Genomic DNA, 19,690 nt, shown 5'->3' on the forward strand with positions numbered 1-19,690 from the left:
GGTCTCGATCGCTGACGACAGGCGGTTTGCTTGCCCCTTCCGCAGGGCCGGCCTTTAGGCCGAGCGTCGCCGAAACAGCAGATGATCGAGGGAGATCGCGCCTGGACCGCGGGCAATCAGCACAACGAGAATCGCCGCCCAATAGGCATGCACCGTCCACCATGCGTCGGGAAAGACGAAAATCTGGATGACCATGGTCATCATCAAGAGGCCGAAGGCCGACAGGCGCGTCAGAAGCCCGATGACCAGCAGCAGCGGCAGAATGAATTCGACGCCGCTCGCCGTATAGGCGGCGAGCGTCGGCGAAATCAACGGCAGTCTATATTCATCGGCGAACAGGGCGAAGGTCGAGTCGCGGATCGACGTCGGGATTTGGAACGACACATCGAGGCCGAAAACCTCGCCGCCGACAGTCGGTCCGTCGATCTTCGTTTGGCCGGAGACGAAGAAGGGATGAGCGGCGACGATCCGCAGAAAAAGCGCGATCAGCGCATAGGGGATCGCATCCAGCCAGCGCGTGGCGGTTGTCACGATATTCATAAGGCCTCAAGCTCCACTATGATCGAGCCGCGTCCCGACGCGATTTGTCGTTCAGCCCGAGACGCTAATGGCGGTGAACGCCTCCGCCAGAAATAGCGCCTGCAAAGAGGTCGTCAGATCGAATTCCGACGCTATGCCAATCGCCGCCGTCACGGCCTGCTCGAATGTTCGTCCTGCCTTAAGCGCATCCACGAAGGCCGACCCGCCGGCGGGGAGAAGCGCGACGACGACCGCCAGTTCGGGACGGACGACGAGCGCCTCTTCGCCTCGGTCCAATTCCAGCGCCGTCTTGTCTTCATCCGACATATGCCGCCGCCAGATCGAAACGATCGGATATTGCGACGCGATGACATGCGTCGAAGGATGCAAGGTCGCGGTCGCTTCCTCGAGCCGATCGAGAGGAAGGGCGCGCATGGCGTCCATCGCCAACGGCGTTGCATTTTCGGCGTGATAGGCCGCGCCGACGGCATATTCGAGCCGCGCGACATCGGCGAGATAAGGAACCTCGCGCGCTGGCTCGAAGCTCGCCACGAATGTCGCAAACCCGTCGCCATATTCAAAGAGCATCGGCGTGCGTGGAGGAAATTCGCGCACATAGCGCCGCGCCATGGCGCGAAAAAACTCGTCGCCGACCAGGCGCCTGCAGACCGGAAAGCGCTCCGCCAGCGCGTCGACCAGTCCGACGCAGACATTGTTGCGATAAACGGCGAAGCGCCGATCTGGCGGAAGGCCGTGGCGCGCTTCAAGCCCCTTCGGCGCCGGCAGTTCGGGGTCGAGCAGCGCGCGGAAAAAGGCGCTTTGATCGAAGTCAGCCGACGCCGTCATGAAGGCGTCCGATCTAGCGCCGTCTTCAGCGGCGAGCGGACCTTATCAAGAAGGAGCTCCGCGCGCGCGGCTTGCGCCGACAGGAGCGCAAAAGTCGGAATGTCATTGTCCCATTCGATCAGGGTTGCGACTGGTCCTCGGCGCGCCAAAGCGCGATCATAGAGACGCCAAATTTGATCCTGAACCGGCGCGCAATGGGCGTCGATCAGCAGAGGATCGCCGATCTCGTCGGCATCCTCGGCATATCCGGCGAGATGGATTTCATCGACATAGCGCATCGGGAAGGCGTCGATGTAATCCTCAGCCGAAAAGGCCAGATTCGTCGCGCTGACATAGGCGTTGGTCACGTCGAGCAGCAGCCGGCAATCCGTCCGACGCACGATCTCGCGCAGGAACTCTATCTCGGAATAGTCCGAGGACTTAAATCGCAGATAGGCTGCTGGATTTTCCAGGAGGATCGGCCTGCCGAGCGCCTCCTGAACTTCGTCGACATGAGCGACGACATGCGCCAATGTCGTCGCGCTATAGGGCAAAGGCAGCAGATCGTTGAGAAAGCGCGCGCCCTGAGTCGACCAGGCGAGATGTTCCGAAAAGGCGGCCGGCGCATAGCGATCGACCACGGATTTCACCCGGCGCAGATGATCGCGGTCGAGAGGTTCGGCGCCGCCGATCGACAAGCCGACGCCATGGATCGACAAAGGAAAGTCGCGACGCAATTGCATGAGCTGCGCGTGCGGCGGCCCCCCGGCGCCCATGTAATTTTCGGCGTGGATTTCGAAGAAGCCGATATCGGGCGCGGAGGCGTCGATATCGGCGAAATGTACATTCTTGAATCCCACCCCCGCGCGAGCCGGCAGCGAAGAAGCCGCAGGCGCGCGGGCTTGCTCGGGGGCGGTGCGCGCATCCATGCGTCAGTTCGCGATGGGTTCGAGGCTGCCTTTGCCCTTGGGCGTAGCGATCGACGTGCATGTGCCCTTGGGGACATATTTCCATGCGCCGCCTTGATAGTCGGTCTTCGACGTGCCGGCGCAGCTCGTTCCCGGTCCCGCCGCACAATCGTTCTTGCCCTTCAAGGAGACGCCAAAGCATTTCTCCTGCTCGGCCTTCGCGGCCTTCGCCGTTTCGGCCAAGGAACAGGCGGCGGCGAATGCGCCGGCGATCGCCAAAGCGGCACGAAGTTTTTTATCCGACATTATGATCTCCCTTCGTTTCCAGATTTCATCCAATAGCCGGGCAATCAGTTGAATAACGGGCGTTCTGCTGCGCCTGCCCAAACGATCGCGGGCGTCTCAGGGGGCAATTCGTGGCGACGACGACAAAGGTTACAACCGATGGGGGCCGTAAGGCGAGTCTGGGAGATGGCGCGCCGACGCCTGATCGACTAAAACTGCGCCGTCGGTCCTCGGCGCTTTTGCTCGAAATGCGAAGCGGCGGGCCGCGCCATGCACATTCGCAGCGGACAGGGCGAATTGAGCGATACGTCGAACGATCGGGAAATTCGTTGGCGCGCGCTGATGGCGGCGTCGCAGGACGGCGATCATGCCGCCTATGCCGAACTCCTGTCCGATCTCTTCCCGGTTTTGCGCCGGTTCGTCATGCGACGATGGCCGCATGCGCATGATACGGAAGATGTCGTTCAGGAAATCCTGGCATCGATTCACAGCGTGCGCCAGACCTATGATCGACAGCGTCCCTTTACGCCCTGGCTGATGACCATCGCCGCGCGCCGCGTCGCCGACTTCGCGCGAAGCCGATACGCGCGCGCCAATGAAACGACGGTCGACGTTTTGCCTGAAACCTTTCCTGACGATGGCGCGAAATCCGAACAGGAGGCAAGCGACGACCGGGAGGCGCTCAGCCGAGCCATGGCGACGCTCCCGGCGAGCCAGCGACAAGCGATCGAACTGATCAAACTCCGGGGTCTGTCGCTGGACGAAGCGGCTCAGGTCACCGGAAAGAGCGTCGGCGCGCTGAAAGTGGGGGTCCACAGGGCGATCAAGGCAATGCGTCAGGCGCTGGAGCGAGATGGCTAGGCGAATGTTGAGTGATGAACTGATCAAAACCCTGGCGGAGAATTGCGCGCCCGTACGGCCGCTCGCGCATCCCGCGCGTCGCGCGCTCGTCTGGTTTGCGTTTTCGCTGTGCTACGTCGCTGTCGTGGTGGCGCTGATGGGCGTCAGGCCAGATTTGCTCGCCAAGCTCGCCGACCCGCAATTCGCGACGGAATTGGCCGCGGCGTTCCTGACCAGCATCGTCGCGGCGGCGGGCGCGTTCAGCGCCGGCTGTCCGGCGCGACCGGTCTGGGAGCGCTTCGCTGCAGGAATTTTCCTGTCTGTCTGGGCAGGCGCTCTCGCTGTCGGCTGCTGGAGAGATATTCGCGCCTTTGGCCTCGCCGGCCTCCTGGCGCATTCGGACATCTATTGCCTGCCGACGATTCTGGCCATCAGCATACCGGCGGCGCTTCTCATTCTTTCGATGGTCAGGCGCGGCGCGCCGATCGCGCCATTCGTCACGATCGGCCTCGCCGCGCTCGCATCGACGGCCTTGGCGGCGGCGGCGTTGCGCCTGTCTTTCCGGCAGGATGCGGCCGTGTCGGTCTGTATCTGGCAGTTCGGCTCCGTCGTCCTGCTCACCGGAATCGCATCGCTTTTCGGCCGGGCTTTGCTGCACTGGACGATGCGCGACGCATTGCTCGCCTCTATTCAGGCGCATCGTCGCTGACTGGCCGGCCCGTAGATTTGAAGGCGGCGCGGCACGGCGCAAGAAAGCCGATCCGTCCGCGCCGCTTGGCTCAGATTTCAGCGACCGTGCCGCCCTTCGCCTCGCAAGCCTTCGCCGATTTTTCCGGCAGCCACCCCTGTCCCTTGCAGGAATTCATGCCCTTGCAGGCATTGTTCGCGGTCTTGCAGGCGCTCGTCCCCTTGCATGAATTGATTCCGCTGCAATGGACAGATTTGCTCATTTTTTTGGCGTGCGCCGGCGCCGTCGCAGCGCCGCTCAGAACCAGGGCGACCGCGGCGGCCGCCATCGAGGCGCCCGAAACGATTTTGACGTTCATTTCCATCTCCTTGCAAATCACGCTCACAGGACGAGCGCTCCAGGCCCCATTGGGAGCCTGCCGACGCTATTCGTCGCCGCGGCGAATAAGGTTACGGCGCGAGATCCATGATTTAATCGGAGACGCCAGCGCCATTATGCTGGGATCGGCGCGGCCGCGATTAACAATTTGTCATTCATCAATCAGGCAGGCGCCGATTAAAACAGCGATACGCGAATTGCATTCGAATGGCGTCGCCCTTAGGCCGTCAGACGTAATGCGCCGGTCAAGAACGGGCGGTCCAATGCGCATTCAAGCCGGAGGTGAGATGACCGTGTTGGCTTTTGTGGCCGCGCGCCGTGGCGGCGGTCGCGGGAGAGTTGCCGGCGCTTTGCTTAAGATGTTCGTGGCGTTGCAGCTTTTCGCTTCGCCGACAGGTGCGTGCGCGCAAGCTCCGACGCCTGAAGTGGTCGTTTCTCGTCCGCTCGCCCGGACGATTCCACGCTGGGACGAATATACGGGTCGTTTCGAGGCCCTAAAGCAGGTCGAAGTGCGCGCGCGCGTGTCCGGCGCGCTGGAGAAGATCAATTTCACTGACGGACAATTCGTCAAGGCCGGCGACGTTTTGTTCGTCATCGATCAGCGGCCGTATCAGATCGCGGTCGATAGCGCCCGAGCGGAACTTTCCAGGGCGCAGGCGCAGGCCGCGATGTCGTCTCGCGATTACGCGCGCGCGCAGGAAATGACCCAAGGCCGCACCATTACCGCGCGCGACGTCGATCAACGAAGAGCGAGTAATGACATCGCCAAGGCGCAAGTCCTGAGCGCCGACGCCGCGCTCCGCAACGCCGAACTCAACCTGGAATGGACCCAGGTTCGCGCACCGATTTCGGGGCGCGTTTCGGACCGTCGCGTCGATCCGGGCAATCTCGTTCAGGGCGGACAGGCAGGGGCGACCCTGCTGACGACAATCGTGACGCTCGATCCGATTCACTTCGTTTTCGACGCCTCGGAGGCCGACTACATCCGCTATGCGCGCGCGGCGGAGCAGCGCAAGGATAAATCCGGCGAGTTGAAAAACCGCGTTTCCGTACGGCTTGCCGACGAGAAGGAATGGTCGCGCGGCGGCGTCATGGACTTCCTCGACAACCAGATCAACCGGCGCTCCGGCACGATCCGCGGGCGGGCGATCTTCGACAACAAGGACTATTTCCTGACGCCCGGCACATTTGGACGCCTGCGACTCTACGGCGGCGACGTTTCGGCCTTGCTCATTCCCGACGCCGCCGTCGTCTCCGATCAAACAAGCAAGACGGTGCTGGTGGTGTCTAACGACGACAAGGTCATCGCCAAACCGGTGACTCTCGGCCCCATCCAAATGGGCCTGCGCGTCATCCAATCAGGTCTCGACGCCAAGGATCGGATCGTGATCGGCGGCCTGGCGAATCCGATGGTGCGGCCTGGGGCGACCGTGAAACCCAAGGAAGGCGAGATCAAGGAAGCGCCCGTCGCTGTCAGCGACCGTTAGTCACGAGAGCGCGCCGCTAAAAGGTTGGAACCGGCTTTTCGCCTGTGGCGCGCTCTCAACCATTAGAATCGATCACGCTGCATTTGGGCGAGTCGGCCGAAATGCAGCGTGATCCTGACCAGGAACCATATGCGCATTTCGCATTTCTTCATCGAACGGCCGATCTTCGCGGCGGTGCTATCGATCCTTCTCACGCTCGCGGGAGCGATCGCGGAAGGCGCACTGCCCGTGTCCGAATATCCGGAAATCGCGCCGCCGACGGTCAATATCAGCGCGACCTATCCCGGCGCCTCGGCGGATGTGATCGCTGAGACGGTCGCCTCGCCCATCGAGCAGGAGGTCAATGGCGTCGACGACATGCTCTACATCACGTCGCAATCGACGGGCGACGGGCATGTGTCGATCGACGTCGTGTTCAAGCCCGGCGTCAATATCGATATTGCGCAGGTGCTGGTCCAGAACCGCGTGGCGATCGCCAATCCGCGCCTGCCGGAGGAGGTGACGCGCTTTGGCGTCGTGGTGAAGAAGGCTTCGCCGGATCTGATGATGGTCGTGCATCTGCTGTCGCCCGACGGCTCGCGCGACCAGCAATATATTTCGAACTATGCGACGCTTTACGTGAAGGACGCCATCGCTCGAATAGACGGCGTCGGCGACGCGCGCCTCTTTGGCGCGAGAGATTATTCGATGCGGGTCTGGCTCGATCCGGCGAAAGTCGAGGCGCGGGATCTGACCGCGGGCGACGTCATCGCCGCTCTGCGCGCCGCCAATCTGCAAGTCGCCGCCGGCGCCGTCAATCAGCCGCCGGCCGCCTCGGCCGGCGCCTTTCAGCTGTCGGTGCAGACGCTCGGACGGCTCAGCACGCCGGAGCAATTCGGCGACATCGTCATCCGCGCCGACGCCGATGGCGAAATTCATCTGCGCGACGTGGCGCGGATCGAATTCGGCGCCCAGGACTATACGCTCAACGCCTATCTGAATCACGACGTCGCCACCGCGCTCGGCATTTTTCAGCGCCCCGGCTCGAACGCCTTGCAAACGGCAGAATCGATCAAGCAGGAGATGGAGCGTCTCAAAAAGAATTTTCCCGCCGGCGTCGACTATACGGTGATCTACAATCCCACCGAATTCATTCAACAGTCGGTTGACGAGGTCGTCCACACGCTGCTCGAGGCGATCGTTCTCGTCGTTCTCGTGGTGATCCTTTTCCTGCAGACATGGCGCGCGGCGATCATTCCGGTGGCGGCGATCCCGGTTTCACTGATTGGCAGTTTCGCGGTGATGAAGGCCGCTGGGCTCAGCTTCAACACCCTCTCGCTGTTCGGCCTGGTGCTCGCCATCGGCATTGTCGTCGACGACGCGATCGTCGTCGTCGAAAATGTCGAGCGCTATCTCGCGCAGGGACTTTCGCCCAAGGAAGCCGCCCACAAGACCATGGACGAAGTCGGCGGCGCGCTGATCGCCATTGCGCTGGTGCTCTGCGGCGTCTTCATTCCGACCGCCTTCATCAGCGGGCTGCAGGGCGCCTTCTACAAGCAGTTCGCGATCACTATCGCCAGCGCGACGATCATCTCGGCCTTCGTGTCGCTGACCCTGTCGCCGGCGCTCGCGTCAATATTGCTGAAGCCGCATGAAGAGGAAGCGAGCGTCCACCCCCGGCTTACCTGGGCGCACGCGCCGCTGCGCCGCTTCTTCGACGCCTTCAACGCCGGTTTCGATCGGCTGTCGACGACCTATGGCGCGGCGACCGGCCGTCTCGTCCGGCTCGGCGTCGTCATGCTCGCCATCTATGCGATCCTGATCTTTTTCGCCTTCGACCTGTTGCGGCGAACGCCGACCGGCCTCATTCCGCAACTCGACCGCGGCTATGTGATCGCCGCCTTTCAATTGCCGCCCGGCGCGACGCTCGACCGCACCGACAAGGTCATGCGCAGCGCGACCGACATCATCTTGAAGCGCGCGGGGGTCAAGGACGCCGTGGTTTTTAGCGGCTTCGACGGCGCGACCTTCACCAATGCGCCCAACACCGGCGTGATTTTCGTCACGCTGCAGTCCTTTGAGGAGCGAGCCCGGAAGGGCCTGTCGGCGGCGCAGATTCAGGGTGACATTTACGCCGAAGTGTCGAATCTGACCGACGCCTTCGCCTTTGTGCTGCTGCCGGCGTCGGTTCCCGGCATCGGCACTGGCGGCGGCCTGAAGGGCTATGTGCAGGATCGCGCCGGGCGCGGCCTTCCGGCGCTTGAAGGCGCGGCCTGGACGCTGGCCGGCGCGGCCGGACAGTCTGGCGACTTCACCCAGGCCTTTACGCTGTTCAACACGCGCACGCCGCAGATTTTCGCCGATGTCGATCGCACCAAGGCTGAACTCATCGGCGTGCCGATTTGGCGCGTTTTCGAAACGCTCTCGGTCTATCTCGGCTCGACCTTCGTCAACGACTTCAACATGCTTGGCCGCACCTATCGCGTCATGGCGCAGGCCGACGATCCCTATCGCATGACGCTGCGCGACGTCGCCAATCTCAAGACGCGCAGCGCTTCCGGCGCAATGGCGCCGATCGGCGCCGTCGCCACCTTCCGCGACACGACGGGCGCATTCCGCGTGCCGCGTTACAATCTCTATCCGGCCGCCGAAGTTCAGCTCAATCTCGCTCGCGGCGTTTCATCAGGCCAGGGCATCGCCGCGGTTGAGAAGCTCGCGGCGGAGAAGCTGCCGCAGGGATTCGGTTTCGAATGGACCGAAATCGCCCTGCAGGAAAAGCTCGCCGGCCACACCGCCGTTCTCGCCTTCGGCCTTGCGGTGGTCTTCGTTTTTCTTCTGCTCGCCGCGCTTTATGAGAGCTTGCTGCTGCCGGTTTCGGTGATCCTGATCGTGCCGATGTGCATTCTGGCCGCGATGCTCGGCGTGGTCTCAAGGGGGCTCGATCGCAACATACTGGTGGAGATCGGGCTCGTCGTGCTGATCGGCCTCGCCGCGAAGAACGCCATTCTCATCGTCGAATTCGCCAAACAGGCGGAAGAGGCGGGCCAATCCAAATTCGAGGCCGCCGTCACCGCCGCCCGCACGCGGCTGCGGCCGATTCTGATGACCTCGCTCGCCTTCATTCTCGGCGTGCTGCCGCTCGCCGTCGCCACGGGCGCAGGCGCCGAGATGCGTCAGTCGATCGGCACGGCGGTGTTCTTCGGCATGCTCGGCGTCACATTGTTCGGACTGATCTTCACGCCGACCTTTTATGTCGTCGTGCGCATCTTGGCGCGGCATTTACCGGCGAGCTTTGTATCAGGCGCCGCGTCGTCAACGGAACCGGCCGAAAGTTTCGCGCATGACATCGGCTTTCACGAAGCCAAGAAAATCGATGTCGGGCAGGTAAAGAAATGGCTCGACGCGTTTCGTCGCAAGCTTCAGTGATTCAGGCGCGGTTCGGCCGCGCCTGACGCTCTTATTGGAAATGTTCCGGGCGCAGTTTGGTCGTGTTCGCCGGGGCGAATTCGTGGCGGCAGGCGGGGCTCAGCCGCGCCATATTCTCCTCGAGGCAGGATTCGATCGCTTCGACGATAGGAATGTCGGAGCTGCAGAATCGCAACGCGTCGCCCATGCAGTCGGAGCGCTCCTGAGACGTGCCTTGAGCCGCGACGGGCGAAGCGGCGAGCGCCGAGAAAAGCGCCAAGAGAAGCGAAAACGGAAGAAGTTTACGCATGTTGTTCCTTTCACGCCTATTGTTTTGGCAATGCGCAAGACTAAGCGTAGAATCGTTTCTATAGAAAAGCAAAGCAGATTCAACTTGCTTTCTTTTGTTAATCATAACGCGGGGATAGCGCGAGGCCATGCTCGGCAAGCGCCTCGCGCGCGAGGCGCGCGAGTTCGTCGGGCGTGGGATTGGACAGCGCCTCGCCCGACGGCTCAAAGCGCACGACGGGATCGCGCGTGCAGAGACGCAGGCAGTCGCGCGTCGTGATCGAAAGTCGTCCGGAAGAAAGTTCATCGGCAAGCGTCGCCGCGAAACATTTTTCGACCGATGCAAGCAGCGCGCGGCTTTTCCCTTCGGCGTCGCAGCGGGGACCGACACAGACGAGAAGACGAACGGACGGCGGAGTCACGCGCGCCTCAATAGATCGGATGTTGGGCGCAGAGCGCCGTGACATCCTTGCGAATGGCGGCGATCGTCGAGTCATCGTGCGGATTTTTCAGCACGCTGTCGATCCATTGCGCGATTTGTTGGAATTCCGCGACGCCAAAGCCGCGCGTCGTGCCGGCATTGCTCGACAGCCGCAAGCCCGAAGGCGCTTCGGGCGGACGCGCATCGAAGGGAATCATGTTCTTGTTGACGGCGAGGCCGGCGCGTTCCAGCGCCTTGGCGGCGATATCGCCGGTGAGGTTGCGCGCAGCAAGATCAACGAGCATCAGTCCTGTATCCGTGCCGCCCGTGACGATCCGCAATCCCGCTTCCGCGAGGGCGTGCGCCAAGGCCCGCGCATTGTCGATCACCGCGCGATTATAGGCGGCGAACTCCGGCCGCAGCGCTTCGCCGAGACACGCCGCCTTGCCGGCGACGCCATGCAGCAGAACCGAGCCCTGCACGCCGGGAAAAATGCCGGCGTTGATCCGGCTGCCGAGCGCTTCGTCGTTCCACAGAACCATGCCGCCGCGCGCGCCGCGCAGCGATTTATAGGTCGTGGTCGTCACCACATGCGCGTGGGGCAGGGGATCGGGATAGAGGCCCGTCGCGACGAGGCCGGCAAAATGCGCCATGTCGACGAGAAGATAGGCGCCGACTTCATCGGCGATGGCGCGCAGCGCAGCGAAATCGATCGCGCGCGGATAGGCGGAGCCGCCGGCGATGATCATGCGCGGGCGCTCGCGGCGCGCAAGATCGCGCACTTCGTCGAGATCGATAAGCTCTGTCTCGCGCGAGACGCCATAGGCGACGATTCGATAATCGCGCCCGGTGAGCGTCGCGGGATGACCGTGGCTGATATGGCCGCCGGCGGCGACATTCATGGAGAGAATCGTATCGCCGAGTTTGAGGAGGCCGAGAAAGACCGCGGCATTGGCGTTGGAGCCGGAATGCGGCTGCACATTGGCGAAGCGGCAGTTGAAGAGTTTTGTCGCCCGCTCGACCGCGAGCGCCTCGATGGCGTCAGCGAATTCAGCGCCGCCATAATAGCGCGCATAAGGCAGGCCCTCGACGGTCTTATTGGTGAGGATCGAGCCCTGCGCTTCGAGCACCAGCCGCGAGACGATGTTCTCGGAGGCGATGAGTTCGATGCCGTCCTGCTGCCGCCGCGTTTCGTCAGCGATGGCAGAAGCGAGCTCAGGATCGGCGGAGAGGCCGGAGGTGAAGTAGCAGCTGCGTGCGCCGTTCAATGCGTTAAGCCTTCTTGCTCGCGTTAGAATATTGTGCTTACTACGTTTATCCGTGTCCTAATGCAGTTCAATTCTTGACATCCTCCTCCAAAGTGCGGCCTTAATACGATAGTGTCGAGACGCTTTGATTTTTTACCATCTAGAACGCGTCGTGGACCTATCTCTCGGATTGCGACATATGACCCGCGTTGAATTCGACAGCACTAAGAAGCCGTTAGACGAAATTTTGAAGAAGGCCCGTGACGGGCTGCTTCAACTCCCTGATTTCCAACGCGGATGGGTTTGGGACGAAGAGGGCCTCCGGGGATTGTTAACGTCGGTCTCGCGCTCGTTTCCTGTTGGAGCGATTATGACGTTGCAGACGGGAGGAGAAGTTCACTTCAAGCCTCGGTTGGTTGAAGGTGCTCCGAGTGAAAACGCGAAGGTCATTCCGGATGCGCTTATTCTGGACGGCCAGCAGCGCATCACATCACTTTACCAAACAACGATGAGGCGTGCGGTTGTTGAAACGATTAATGCGAAGAAACAGAAGATTAAGCGCTTCTTTTATATCGACATGGCGAAGTCTCTCGACGAGACAGCAGATCGTGCCAATGCAATCGTCGGCATTCAAGAAAGCAAAGTCGAAACTCGCCACTTTGGCAAGGAAATCATCCGCGATCTGTCGACAGAGGAACGAGAGTTTGCTCAATGCATGTTCCCGACAAACCGCATTTTTGACTCAGATGCTTGGCAGATGGGATTCTTTCAGTATTGGAAAAATGATCTAGTTGAAAAATCAACGCTCTGGTTCAAATTCCAGAACGAGGTGCTCGCCGCCTTCCGGCAGTATCAAATGCCAGTGATACACCTCGGAAACAGCACCAATAGAGAGGCGGTTTGTCTCGTTTTTGAGAAGGTCAACACGGGAGGAAAGAAGCTCGATGCATTTGAGCTTCTGACGGCCATCTATGCGGGTGAAGAGGAAGGCTTCCTCTTGCGGGAACAATGGGCGGCCTGCGCCAAGCGGCTGTCCGATTCGATCGCTTTGCGAGATCATCCACTTACGCGTCTCCAAGCAACTGAATTTTTTCAGGCGCTAGCACTGCTTCATTCACTTGATCGCAGAAAAGTGTATGAAGCGTCGAGGAACGGCGGCGAGTCACCTCCTGTTACCTGCACGCGAGAAACTGTGCTTGGTATCCCGCTTGCCGCATATAAGATGCACGCGACTCGCGTCGAGGATGGCTTTCGAAAGGCCGGAAAATTCCTGTTTAGCCAGCATATTTATTGGTTCAAGGACGTGCCTTACCAATCGCAGATCGTTCCCTTGGCGGCGATCCTTGCGGAGCTCGATGATCGATGGGAGTTCGATGCAGTCCGTACAAAGCTTGCCCAATGGTATTGGTGCGGTGTATTCGGCGAATTGTACGGTGGCGCCATTGAAACACGCTTTGCTAAAGACTTGGTGGATGTCCTGGCCTGGATCGCGGGCGGTGCGGAGCCTTCGACGGTCAAGGACGCAGCTTTCCGCGCGGAACGCTTAGATACAATGACATCGCGCCTTTCAGCTGCATACAAGGGGGTGCATACACTACTGATGCAGAAGGGGGCGCGCGACTTCCGTTCCGGCCAGCCCTTCAACCAGGCAAGCTACTTCGAAGAGTCGGTAGACATCCACCACATCTTCCCGCGCGCTTGGTGCGACAAAGCTATGATAGCCCGTGCTCGCTACGACACAATCATTAACAAGACGCCGCTTAGTTACAAGACCAATCGCGCCATCGGCGGAGACGCTCCGTCTCAATATCTGTCCAACCTCTCAGCGCATGGTGGCGTATCAGACGCTGCGATCGACGATCATCTGCGTTCGCATCTCATCGACCCCCAAACTCTTCGTAACAACGACTTTGACGGGTTTATTTCTGTGCGCCGCGAAGCGCTCCTATCGCTGATCGAGCGTGCAATGGGAAAAACTGCCTATAGGGGAGAACCGACAGACGAACCAGAAGGTGAGATCGTACTCGACGAAGCCGATACGATAGAATTCGCCTGAGTTCACCAAAACACAATTCAAACTCACACATCCAAATTGGCGACGCTGAGCGCATTTTCCTGAATGAATTCGCGTCTCGGCTCCACTACGTCGCCCATCAGCTTGACGAAAATATCGTCGGCTTCCGCCGCCTCCTTCACCTTCACCTGCAACAGCGAGCGCGCCTCGCGGTCGAGCGTCGTCTCCCAGAGCTGTTCGGCGTTCATCTCGCCGAGGCCCTTGTAGCGCTGGAGGGTGAGGCCCTTGCGGCCGATCGTGTTCATCGCCTCGTAAAGCGCGAGAGGTCCGGAGAGCGGCGCTTCGTCGCCGCGCCGGATCAAGGTCGCCGGTCCGGCGAAAACCTCGCGCAGGCTTTCGGCGCGCTCATGGAGCTTGCGCGCCTCGCTTGAATTTAAGAGCGAAGCGTCGAGCGTCACCGCCTGCGTCACGCCGCGCAGGGTGCGCTTGAAGACATAACCGCCGTCGCGAAGCTCGCCTGACCAGCCGCGCTCGGTCTCCTCCGAAATCGCGTCGAGGCGTCGCACGATGTCGTCGGCGTAGCGCTTCGCCGCCGCTTCGTCGGCGTGCGGCGTCAGATCGCCGGCCATCGCCGCCTGTTCGACGACGGCGCGGTCATAGCGCGAATGGAGACTGAGCATCACATTGCGGAAGGCGCGCGCGTCTTCGAGAATGGCGCGCAAATCGGCGCCGGCGCGATCTTCCGCGCCCGCGCGCAGCACCGCGCCGTCGAGCAGGCTTTCGATCAGATAATCCTCAAGTGCGCGCTCGTCTTTCAGATATTGCGTGGACTTGCCGCGCGTCACCTTATAGAGCGGCGCCTGGGCGATGAAGACATGGCCGCGATCGATCAATTCCGGCATCTGCCGATAGAAGAAGGTCAGGATCAGCGTGCGGATATGGGCGCCGTCGACGTCGGCGTCGGTCATGATGATGATCTTATGATAGCGCAGCTTGTCGGCGTTGAATTCGTCGCGGCCGACGCCGGTGCCGAGCGCGGTGATCAGCGTGCCGATCTGCTCCGATGACAGCATCTTGTCGAAACGCGCGCGCTCGACATTGAGGATTTTACCGCGGAGCGGCAAGACGGCCTGGAATTCGCGATTGCGGCCTTGCTTCGCCGTGCCGCCGGCCGAGTCGCCCTCGACGATGAAGAGTTCGGATTTTGCCGGATCGCGCTCCTGGCAATCGGCGAGCTTGCCGGGAAGATTGGCGACATCGAGCGCGCCCTTGCGGCGCGTCAGTTCGCGCGCCTTGCGCGCCGCTTCGCGCGCCGCCGCGGCTTCGCACACTTTGGAGACGACATTCTTGGCTTCGGCGGGATGTTCCTCGAACCATTGGCCGAGCAATTCATTGACGACATTCTCGACCGCCGGACGCACTTCCGAAGAAACCAGCTTGTCCTTGGTCTGCGAGGAGAATTTCGGGTCCGGCACTTTGACCGATAATACGCAGGTCAGGCCCTCGCGGCAGTCGTCGCCGGTGAGATCGACCTTCTCGCGCTTGGCGAGGCCCGAGGATTCGGCGTAGCCGGTGATCTGGCGGGTTAGCGCGGCGCGAAATCCGGCGAGATGCGTGCCGCCGTCGCGCTGCGGAATGTTGTTGGTGAAGGCCAGCACATTCTCGTGATAGCTGTCGTTCCACCACAGCGCGACCTCTACGCTGATCTGTTCGCGCTGGCCATGGATGAGAATCGGCGCCGAGACGAGCGCTGTCTTGGCGCGGTCGAGCCAGCGCACGAAGGCCTCCAACCCGCCCTCGTAGAACAGTTCCTCGCGCTTGACCTCGGCGTGGCGCGCGTCGGTGAGAACGATGCGCACGCCGGAATTGAGAAAGGCGAGTTCGCGCAGACGATGCTCGATCGTCGCATAGTCGAACTCGGTCATCGTGAAGGTCGCGGGGGAGGGCAGAAAGGTCACCTCGGTGCCGCGCTTTGGCGCGCCGTCGACGACAGGCGCGTCGCCGACGACGGCGAGCGGCGCGACCGCGTCGCCATTGGCGAACTCCATGAAATGTTCCTCGCCAGCACGCCAGATGCGCAGCTTCAACCATACGGACAGCGCGTTGACGACGGAAACGCCGACGCCATGCAGGCCGCCGGAAACCTTATAAGAGTTCTGGTCGAACTTTCCGCCGGCGTGGAGCTGCGTCATGATGACTTCGGCGGCCGACACGCCTTCCTCATGATGGATGTCGGTCGGGATGCCGCGGCCGTTGTCATAGACCGTGCAGGAGCCGTCGGCGTTGAGCGTCACGGCGACATCGGTCGCATGGCCGGCAAGCGCCTCGTCGATGGCGTTGTCGACGACCTCATAGACCATGTGGTGGAGGCCGGTGCCGTCATCGGTGTCGCCGATATACATGCCGGGACGCTTGCGGACGGCGTCGAGCCCGCGCAGCACTCTGATGGACTCCGCGCCATATTCCGCGGGGTCGTTCCGTTGGTTTTCGTCGCTCATTTGGCCTGTTCGTGAGGGGGTCGAACGACCCTCGATTCGAGAACGGCTATTTTACCCCGGAACGGTTGCAAAATGCACGGAAATAACTGCGATTTCCCCCGTCCCACAGCCTTTCCGCCGGGAGGCGGGCCGGCGCCGGGTTCCCGGCAAGGCTTATGCCTCCGCTCGGGGAAGGAAGCTAACGCAGCGCCGCCGCGAGCGCCTCCAGAAAAGCGTCGCCGTAACGCGCGATTTTTCTTTCGCCGACGCCGTGCACGGCGAGCATCTCGTCGAGCGTCGCCGGGCGTTTCTCCGCCATGTCGATCAGCGTGCGGTCGGCGAAAATGACATAGGCCGGCACGCCTTCCGCCTGCGCGAGTTCGCGCCGCTTGCGCTTCAGGGCCGCGAGAATGCGATCCGTCGCCTCGTCGAGACTCGCGGCGGCTTCTTGGCGGCGTTCGCGGCGCGTCATCGGATCGCCGCGCAGCATAATCGTCTCGCGGCCGAGAAGAATCTGTTCGCCTTTCTCCGTCAGGGCGAATCCTCCATGCTCAGCGCTCGCGGTCCGCAGCGCGCCGGCGGCGAAGAGCTGACGCATGATCGACGACCATTGCCATTTGGAGAATTCCTTTCCGACGCCGAAGGTCTTGATCGCGTCATGGCCATGCCGGCGCACGGCGTCGCTCGCTTCGCCCCTTAACACGTCGGCGAGATGTCCGGCGCCGAAGCGCTGGCCGGTGCGATAGACAGCGGAAAGCGCCTTTTGCGCGGCGACGCCGCCGTCAAAAACCGCGACCTTGCCCTGGCAGACGTCGCAGCATCCGCAGGGCGACGCCTCTTCGGCGAAATAGGCGAGCAGCGTCTGGCGCCGGCAGCGCGGCGTTTCGCACAGCGTCGCCAGCGCGGAGAAACGCTCATGTTCGATCCGGCGGCGTTCTTCGCCGATCTGCTTTGCGTCGATCTGGCGGCGGCGGAACGCCATGTCGTCGAGCGAATAGAGAGTGAGCGTATCGGCCGGCAGACCGTCGCGGCCGGCGCGGCCGATCTCCTGGTAATAGCTCTCCACCGAAGACGGCATGTCGGCATGGGCGACGAAGCGCACGTCGGGCTTGTTGACGCCCATCCCGAAGGCGATGGTCGCGACGGCGACGACGCCGTCCTCGCGCAGAAAACGGTCGCCATTGCGATTGCGCGCCGTCTGATCCATGCCCGCATGATAGGCGAGCGCGTCGTAACCTTGCTCCTGAAAGTAAGAAGCAAGGTCTTCGGTGCGCTTGCGCGAGGAACAGTAGACGATGCCGCGTTCGCCTTTGTGCTTTTCGAGACAATGCGAGAGCTGGCGCTTCGGCTGGTCCTTCAACTCGAAATTGAGCGCGATGTTCGGCCTGTCGAAGCTGTGCAGAAACACCTGCGGCGGCGATACGAAAAGGCGTCGCGCAATGTCGTCGCGCGTCGCCGCATCGGCCGTGGCGGTGAGGCCGATTACCTGGATATCGCCCAGCGCCTCGGCGGCGCGGCCGATCTCGCGATATTCGGGACGGAAATCATGGCCCCATTCCGAAATGCAATGGGCTTCGTCGATGGCGAGGCGTCGTGCTCCCGCGCGGCGCGCGTCGGCGATGAGTCCGTCCATCAACAGGCGCTCGGGCGAAACATAGAGCAGCCGCAACGCGCCGTCCCGCATGGCCCGGCGGGCGTCGTCATTTTCATCCGGACCGTTCATGGAGTTGAGCGTTGCCGCCGTGACGCCGAGCGAGCGCATCTGCCGCACCTGATCGCGCATCAGCGCGATGAGCGGCGAGACGACCACCGTGAGCGCGTCGTCGATGATCGCCGGGAGCTGATAGCACATCGATTTGCCGCTGCCGGTCGGCATGACCGCAAGCACCGGCCCGCCTGCGAGCACGGCGGCGATGATTTCCGCCTGACCGGGGCGAAAATCGTCATAGCCGAATACGGATTTGAGCAGCGCGCGCGCCTGCGGGGGAAGCATGGCCATGGCGGCGGGATAGCACAGGCGCGGACGCGGCGGCGAACCAGAAGATGCGTCGGAGGATGAGTCTTATAAGCTCATTGGGGGAGAGGCGAAGCTCGCTCCACTTTTCCGGGCGTTACGCGCAATATTTCCGCACTTCCTGGCAATGACGCGAACAGCAGTGGGTCAGCGCCGGTCATCCAGATTTGCCCGCCCAGCGTTTCAAGCTCGTGAAACAGGGCCACGCGCCGCTTGGCGTCGAAATGGGCGGCGACCTCGTCGAGCAGCACCAGCGGCGCCTGGCCGGTCATCGCGGCGACGAGCTTCGCATGCGCCAGCGTCAGGCCCATGAGCAGGGCCTTCTGCTCGCCGGTCGAGCAGGCGCGCGCCGCTTCATTCTTGGGGCCGTGACGGACGGCGAGGTCGCTCGCCTGCGGACCGATCAGCGTGCGCCCCGCGGCGGCGTCGCGGCGACGCGAAGCCGCGAGTTCGTCGCGATACCATTCCTCGACGACGAGCGCCGACTCCTCCGCCAGCCGGCGCTCCAATTCTCCCTCGATCGTCACATTCGCCCAGGGGAAGGGGGAGGCCTCGTCGCGTCCGGACGCAATCAGCGCGGCGAGCCTTGAGACGGTCTCGCGTCGCGCGGCGGCCACGGCGACGCCGAGCGCCGCGATTTCCCGCTCCGCGGCGTCGAGCCAGCGACGGTCGGCGACGCCTTCTTCGAGCAGACGGTTGCGGTTGCGCAGCGCCCGCTCCAGCCGGTTGGCGCGCGCGCCATGCTCGGCGTCGACCCCGAGCGCCAGCCGATCGAGAAAGCGGCGACGGTCGCCTGCCGGACCGGAGAAGAGTCCGTCCATGGCGGGGGTGAGCCAGAGCACCCGCACATAATCCGCAAAGTCCCGCGCCGAAGTCGCCGGCGAGCGGTCGATGCGAAAAAGTCGCTCACCCGCCGGCGTCAACCCATGGCCGAGCTGGGCGACGGCGCCATCGGTTTCGACTTCGATCGACACGGCGAAGCCGCCGGCGCCGCCACGTCGCGCGCATTCGGCGAGTTCGGCGCGGCGCAGCCCGCGGCCCGGCGAGAGCAGCGACAGCGCTTCCAGCAGATTGGTCTTGCCGGCGCCATTCTCGCCAAAGAGGGCGATCATCGCTGACTCGAAGCGGCAGTCGAGCGTCGGATAGGAGCGGAAATCGGCGAGCGTCAGGCGGCGCACGCGCGGCGCGGTCGGAGCGGACGTCATGACGCTGTGGCGTCTGCGCCTGGCGGCGCGGGCGCGCGAGCGATCATTGCGGTCGGGAAACGCGGCGGCCCGGCGAGAGAATGGCGTAGCTGTGGGGTCCGGTGAAGGCTGTCATGATCGCTTCGATCAAGGGGTCGTCCGCGCCATCGACGGTCGACCAATCGACCGTGAAACTCGCGCCGGTTCCGCCGCGAACGTCGTCTTGCGCGATCAGGACCTGCAGCGAGGCGTAAGGCTTCAAATAGACGGGATCGGAAAGGTAGCTTTCGATCAGCTGACCGGCGCCGTTGCGATATTCGATCTTCTCGATCGCGAGAACATTGGTCGCTGACGCATTGTGAATCGACAGCGCGCCGGAAAAGTTCAGCCGCGTCACGCCGCCCTGCCCGAGAAGCGTCGAATGCAGCGGAATGAAACTGCGCCCGCGGACGCCGAGCTTCTCCGCCGGGGCGGATGTCGTGGCGTCAGGGCTGACGACGACCGGCTGAGCGGCGGGCAGCGGCGACCGAGCCGCGCCGTCCGTCGCGACAGCGCCCCAAACCAGAAAGAGCGCGAGAACTCGCAGGGTAGGGCTGAGCGGCTTTGCGCGCATCTTTTCCTTTCGATCTGACGATTGCGGCGACGGCGCACACTATCATCGCTCGGCGAAAGCTCTAATCGAATGTCTTCGGCCGCCCAACCGAACGACGGCGCGAGCGCGACGACGAGTC

At 62.5% G+C, this 19,690-nt stretch carries 17 protein-coding genes; 5 read left to right on the forward strand and 12 right to left on the reverse strand.

Annotation, left to right across the window (positions count from 1 at the left end; all coding sequences use genetic code 11):
- Nucleotides 1–54 precede the first annotated feature (54 nt).
- The 4 genes from U1E20_RS03115 to U1E20_RS03130 are packed head-to-tail and all read right to left on the reverse strand — an operon-like array spanning nucleotide 55 to nucleotide 2,558.
- Nucleotides 55–540, reverse strand: a complete 486-nt coding sequence (locus U1E20_RS03115; protein ID WP_409979120.1) for a DoxX family protein — start codon at nucleotides 538–540, stop codon at nucleotides 55–57.
- A gap of 51 nt (nucleotides 541–591) precedes the next feature.
- Entirely contained in the window at nucleotides 592–1,365 is a 774-nt protein-coding gene (locus U1E20_RS03120; RefSeq protein ID WP_409979121.1) for a DUF2063 domain-containing protein, read from the reverse strand.
- On the reverse strand, nucleotides 1,362–2,273 hold the full coding sequence (locus U1E20_RS03125; protein ID WP_409979122.1) for a DUF692 domain-containing protein: 912 nt from the start codon (nucleotides 2,271–2,273) through the stop codon (nucleotides 1,362–1,364). Before U1E20_RS03125 ends, U1E20_RS03120 begins: the two co-directional genes overlap by 4 nt.
- A gap of 3 nt (nucleotides 2,274–2,276) precedes the next feature.
- Complete coding sequence (locus U1E20_RS03130) at nucleotides 2,277–2,558, reverse strand: DUF2282 domain-containing protein (protein WP_409979123.1); 282 nt, start codon at nucleotides 2,556–2,558, stop codon at nucleotides 2,277–2,279.
- A 249-nt stretch (nucleotides 2,559–2,807) separates the two neighbouring features.
- Between U1E20_RS03130 and U1E20_RS03135 the strand changes: the two genes are divergently transcribed.
- Nucleotides 2,808–3,398 (forward strand): sigma-70 family RNA polymerase sigma factor, encoded by a 591-nt coding sequence (locus U1E20_RS03135; protein WP_409979124.1) that lies wholly within the window; start codon nucleotides 2,808–2,810, stop codon nucleotides 3,396–3,398.
- Nucleotides 3,399–3,402: 4 nt separating this feature from the next.
- Entirely contained in the window at nucleotides 3,403–4,086 is a 684-nt protein-coding gene (locus tag U1E20_RS03140) for an NrsF family protein (protein WP_409979125.1), read from the forward strand.
- A 70-nt stretch (nucleotides 4,087–4,156) separates the two neighbouring features.
- On the opposite strand, the gene U1E20_RS03145 is transcribed toward U1E20_RS03140, so the two are convergent.
- Nucleotides 4,157–4,423 carry a hypothetical protein gene (locus U1E20_RS03145; protein ID WP_409979126.1) on the reverse strand — a complete coding sequence of 89 codons (267 nt, stop codon included), beginning with the start codon at nucleotides 4,421–4,423 and terminating at the stop codon, nucleotides 4,157–4,159.
- Nucleotides 4,424–4,868: 445 nt separating this feature from the next.
- Here U1E20_RS03145 and U1E20_RS03150 point away from each other — a divergent pair, with 445 nt between their 5' ends.
- Both U1E20_RS03150 and U1E20_RS03155 read left to right on the forward strand, forming a co-directional pair.
- Nucleotides 4,869–5,930, forward strand: coding sequence for an efflux RND transporter periplasmic adaptor subunit (locus U1E20_RS03150; protein WP_409979127.1), 1,062 nt, complete (start codon nucleotides 4,869–4,871; stop codon nucleotides 5,928–5,930).
- A 129-nt stretch (nucleotides 5,931–6,059) separates the two neighbouring features.
- Nucleotides 6,060–9,335, forward strand: a complete 3,276-nt coding sequence (locus tag U1E20_RS03155; protein ID WP_409979128.1) for an efflux RND transporter permease subunit — start codon at nucleotides 6,060–6,062, stop codon at nucleotides 9,333–9,335.
- A gap of 31 nt (nucleotides 9,336–9,366) precedes the next feature.
- On the opposite strand, the gene U1E20_RS03160 is transcribed toward U1E20_RS03155, so the two are convergent.
- The 3 genes from U1E20_RS03160 to glyA all read right to left on the reverse strand — a co-directional run bounded on the left by U1E20_RS03160 (nucleotide 9,367) and on the right by glyA (nucleotide 11,291).
- Nucleotides 9,367–9,624, reverse strand: a complete 258-nt coding sequence (locus U1E20_RS03160; protein ID WP_409979129.1) for a hypothetical protein — start codon at nucleotides 9,622–9,624, stop codon at nucleotides 9,367–9,369.
- A 97-nt stretch (nucleotides 9,625–9,721) separates the two neighbouring features.
- Nucleotides 9,722–10,024, reverse strand: coding sequence for a (2Fe-2S) ferredoxin domain-containing protein (locus U1E20_RS03165; RefSeq protein WP_409979130.1), 303 nt, complete (start codon nucleotides 10,022–10,024; stop codon nucleotides 9,722–9,724).
- A 7-nt stretch (nucleotides 10,025–10,031) separates the two neighbouring features.
- Nucleotides 10,032–11,291, reverse strand: a complete 1,260-nt coding sequence (gene glyA / locus U1E20_RS03170; RefSeq protein WP_409979131.1) for a serine hydroxymethyltransferase — start codon at nucleotides 11,289–11,291, stop codon at nucleotides 10,032–10,034.
- Between the two features lie 178 nt (nucleotides 11,292–11,469).
- Here glyA and U1E20_RS03175 point away from each other — a divergent pair, with 178 nt between their 5' ends.
- Nucleotides 11,470–13,326: a DUF262 domain-containing protein gene (locus U1E20_RS03175; RefSeq protein WP_409979132.1), complete on the forward strand. Its 1,857-nt coding sequence runs from the start codon at nucleotides 11,470–11,472 to the stop codon at nucleotides 13,324–13,326.
- A 23-nt stretch (nucleotides 13,327–13,349) separates the two neighbouring features.
- On the opposite strand, the gene gyrB is transcribed toward U1E20_RS03175, so the two are convergent.
- The 4 genes from gyrB to U1E20_RS03195 form a co-directional block, all read right to left on the reverse strand.
- Nucleotides 13,350–15,782, reverse strand: a complete 2,433-nt coding sequence (gene gyrB / locus U1E20_RS03180) for a DNA topoisomerase (ATP-hydrolyzing) subunit B (RefSeq protein ID WP_409979133.1) — start codon at nucleotides 15,780–15,782, stop codon at nucleotides 13,350–13,352.
- Between the two features lie 178 nt (nucleotides 15,783–15,960).
- A complete protein-coding gene (recQ, locus tag U1E20_RS03185) occupies nucleotides 15,961–17,760 on the reverse strand; it encodes a DNA helicase RecQ (RefSeq protein ID WP_409979134.1) in 1,800 nt (599 codons plus the stop codon).
- A 71-nt stretch (nucleotides 17,761–17,831) separates the two neighbouring features.
- Nucleotides 17,832–18,980 carry a DNA replication/repair protein RecF gene (gene recF, locus U1E20_RS03190; RefSeq protein WP_409979135.1) on the reverse strand — a complete coding sequence of 383 codons (1,149 nt, stop codon included), beginning with the start codon at nucleotides 18,978–18,980 and terminating at the stop codon, nucleotides 17,832–17,834.
- Between the two features lie 43 nt (nucleotides 18,981–19,023).
- The gene (locus U1E20_RS03195) at nucleotides 19,024–19,572 is read right to left on the reverse strand and encodes a DUF3124 domain-containing protein (protein WP_409979136.1); all 549 of its coding nucleotides are present in this window, start codon (nucleotides 19,570–19,572) and stop codon (nucleotides 19,024–19,026) included.
- Nucleotides 19,573–19,690: the final 118 nt, after the last annotated feature.

It is taken from the genome of Methylocystis sp. (genome assembly GCF_046349115.1).
In the GTDB taxonomy this organism is placed as follows: domain Bacteria; phylum Pseudomonadota; class Alphaproteobacteria; order Rhizobiales; family Beijerinckiaceae; genus Methylocystis.

Excerpts from the sequence above, each read along its gene's own strand:
- U1E20_RS03115 (WP_409979120.1), bottom strand. The coding sequence starts at position 540 with ATGAATATCGTGACAACCGCCACGCGCTGGCTGGATGCGATCCCCTAT.
- U1E20_RS03120 (WP_409979121.1), bottom strand. The coding sequence starts at position 1,365 with ATGACGGCGTCGGCTGACTTCGATCAAAGCGCCTTTTTCCGCGCGCTG.
- U1E20_RS03125 (WP_409979122.1), bottom strand. The coding sequence starts at position 2,273 with ATGGATGCGCGCACCGCCCCCGAGCAAGCCCGCGCGCCTGCGGCTTCT.
- U1E20_RS03130 (WP_409979123.1), bottom strand. The coding sequence starts at position 2,558 with ATGTCGGATAAAAAACTTCGTGCCGCTTTGGCGATCGCCGGCGCATTC.
- U1E20_RS03135 (WP_409979124.1), top strand. The coding sequence starts at position 2,808 with ATGCACATTCGCAGCGGACAGGGCGAATTGAGCGATACGTCGAACGAT.
- U1E20_RS03140 (WP_409979125.1), top strand. The coding sequence starts at position 3,403 with ATGTTGAGTGATGAACTGATCAAAACCCTGGCGGAGAATTGCGCGCCC.
- U1E20_RS03145 (WP_409979126.1), bottom strand. The coding sequence starts at position 4,423 with ATGAACGTCAAAATCGTTTCGGGCGCCTCGATGGCGGCCGCCGCGGTC.
- U1E20_RS03155 (WP_409979128.1), top strand. The coding sequence starts at position 6,060 with ATGCGCATTTCGCATTTCTTCATCGAACGGCCGATCTTCGCGGCGGTG.
- U1E20_RS03160 (WP_409979129.1), bottom strand. The coding sequence starts at position 9,624 with ATGCGTAAACTTCTTCCGTTTTCGCTTCTCTTGGCGCTTTTCTCGGCG.
- U1E20_RS03175 (WP_409979132.1), top strand. The coding sequence starts at position 11,470 with ATGACCCGCGTTGAATTCGACAGCACTAAGAAGCCGTTAGACGAAATT.
- gyrB (WP_409979133.1), bottom strand. The coding sequence starts at position 15,782 with ATGAGCGACGAAAACCAACGGAACGACCCCGCGGAATATGGCGCGGAG.
- recQ (WP_409979134.1), bottom strand. The coding sequence starts at position 17,760 with ATGGCCATGCTTCCCCCGCAGGCGCGCGCGCTGCTCAAATCCGTATTC.
- recF (WP_409979135.1), bottom strand. The coding sequence starts at position 18,980 with ATGACGTCCGCTCCGACCGCGCCGCGCGTGCGCCGCCTGACGCTCGCC.
- U1E20_RS03195 (WP_409979136.1), bottom strand. The coding sequence starts at position 19,572 with ATGCGCGCAAAGCCGCTCAGCCCTACCCTGCGAGTTCTCGCGCTCTTT.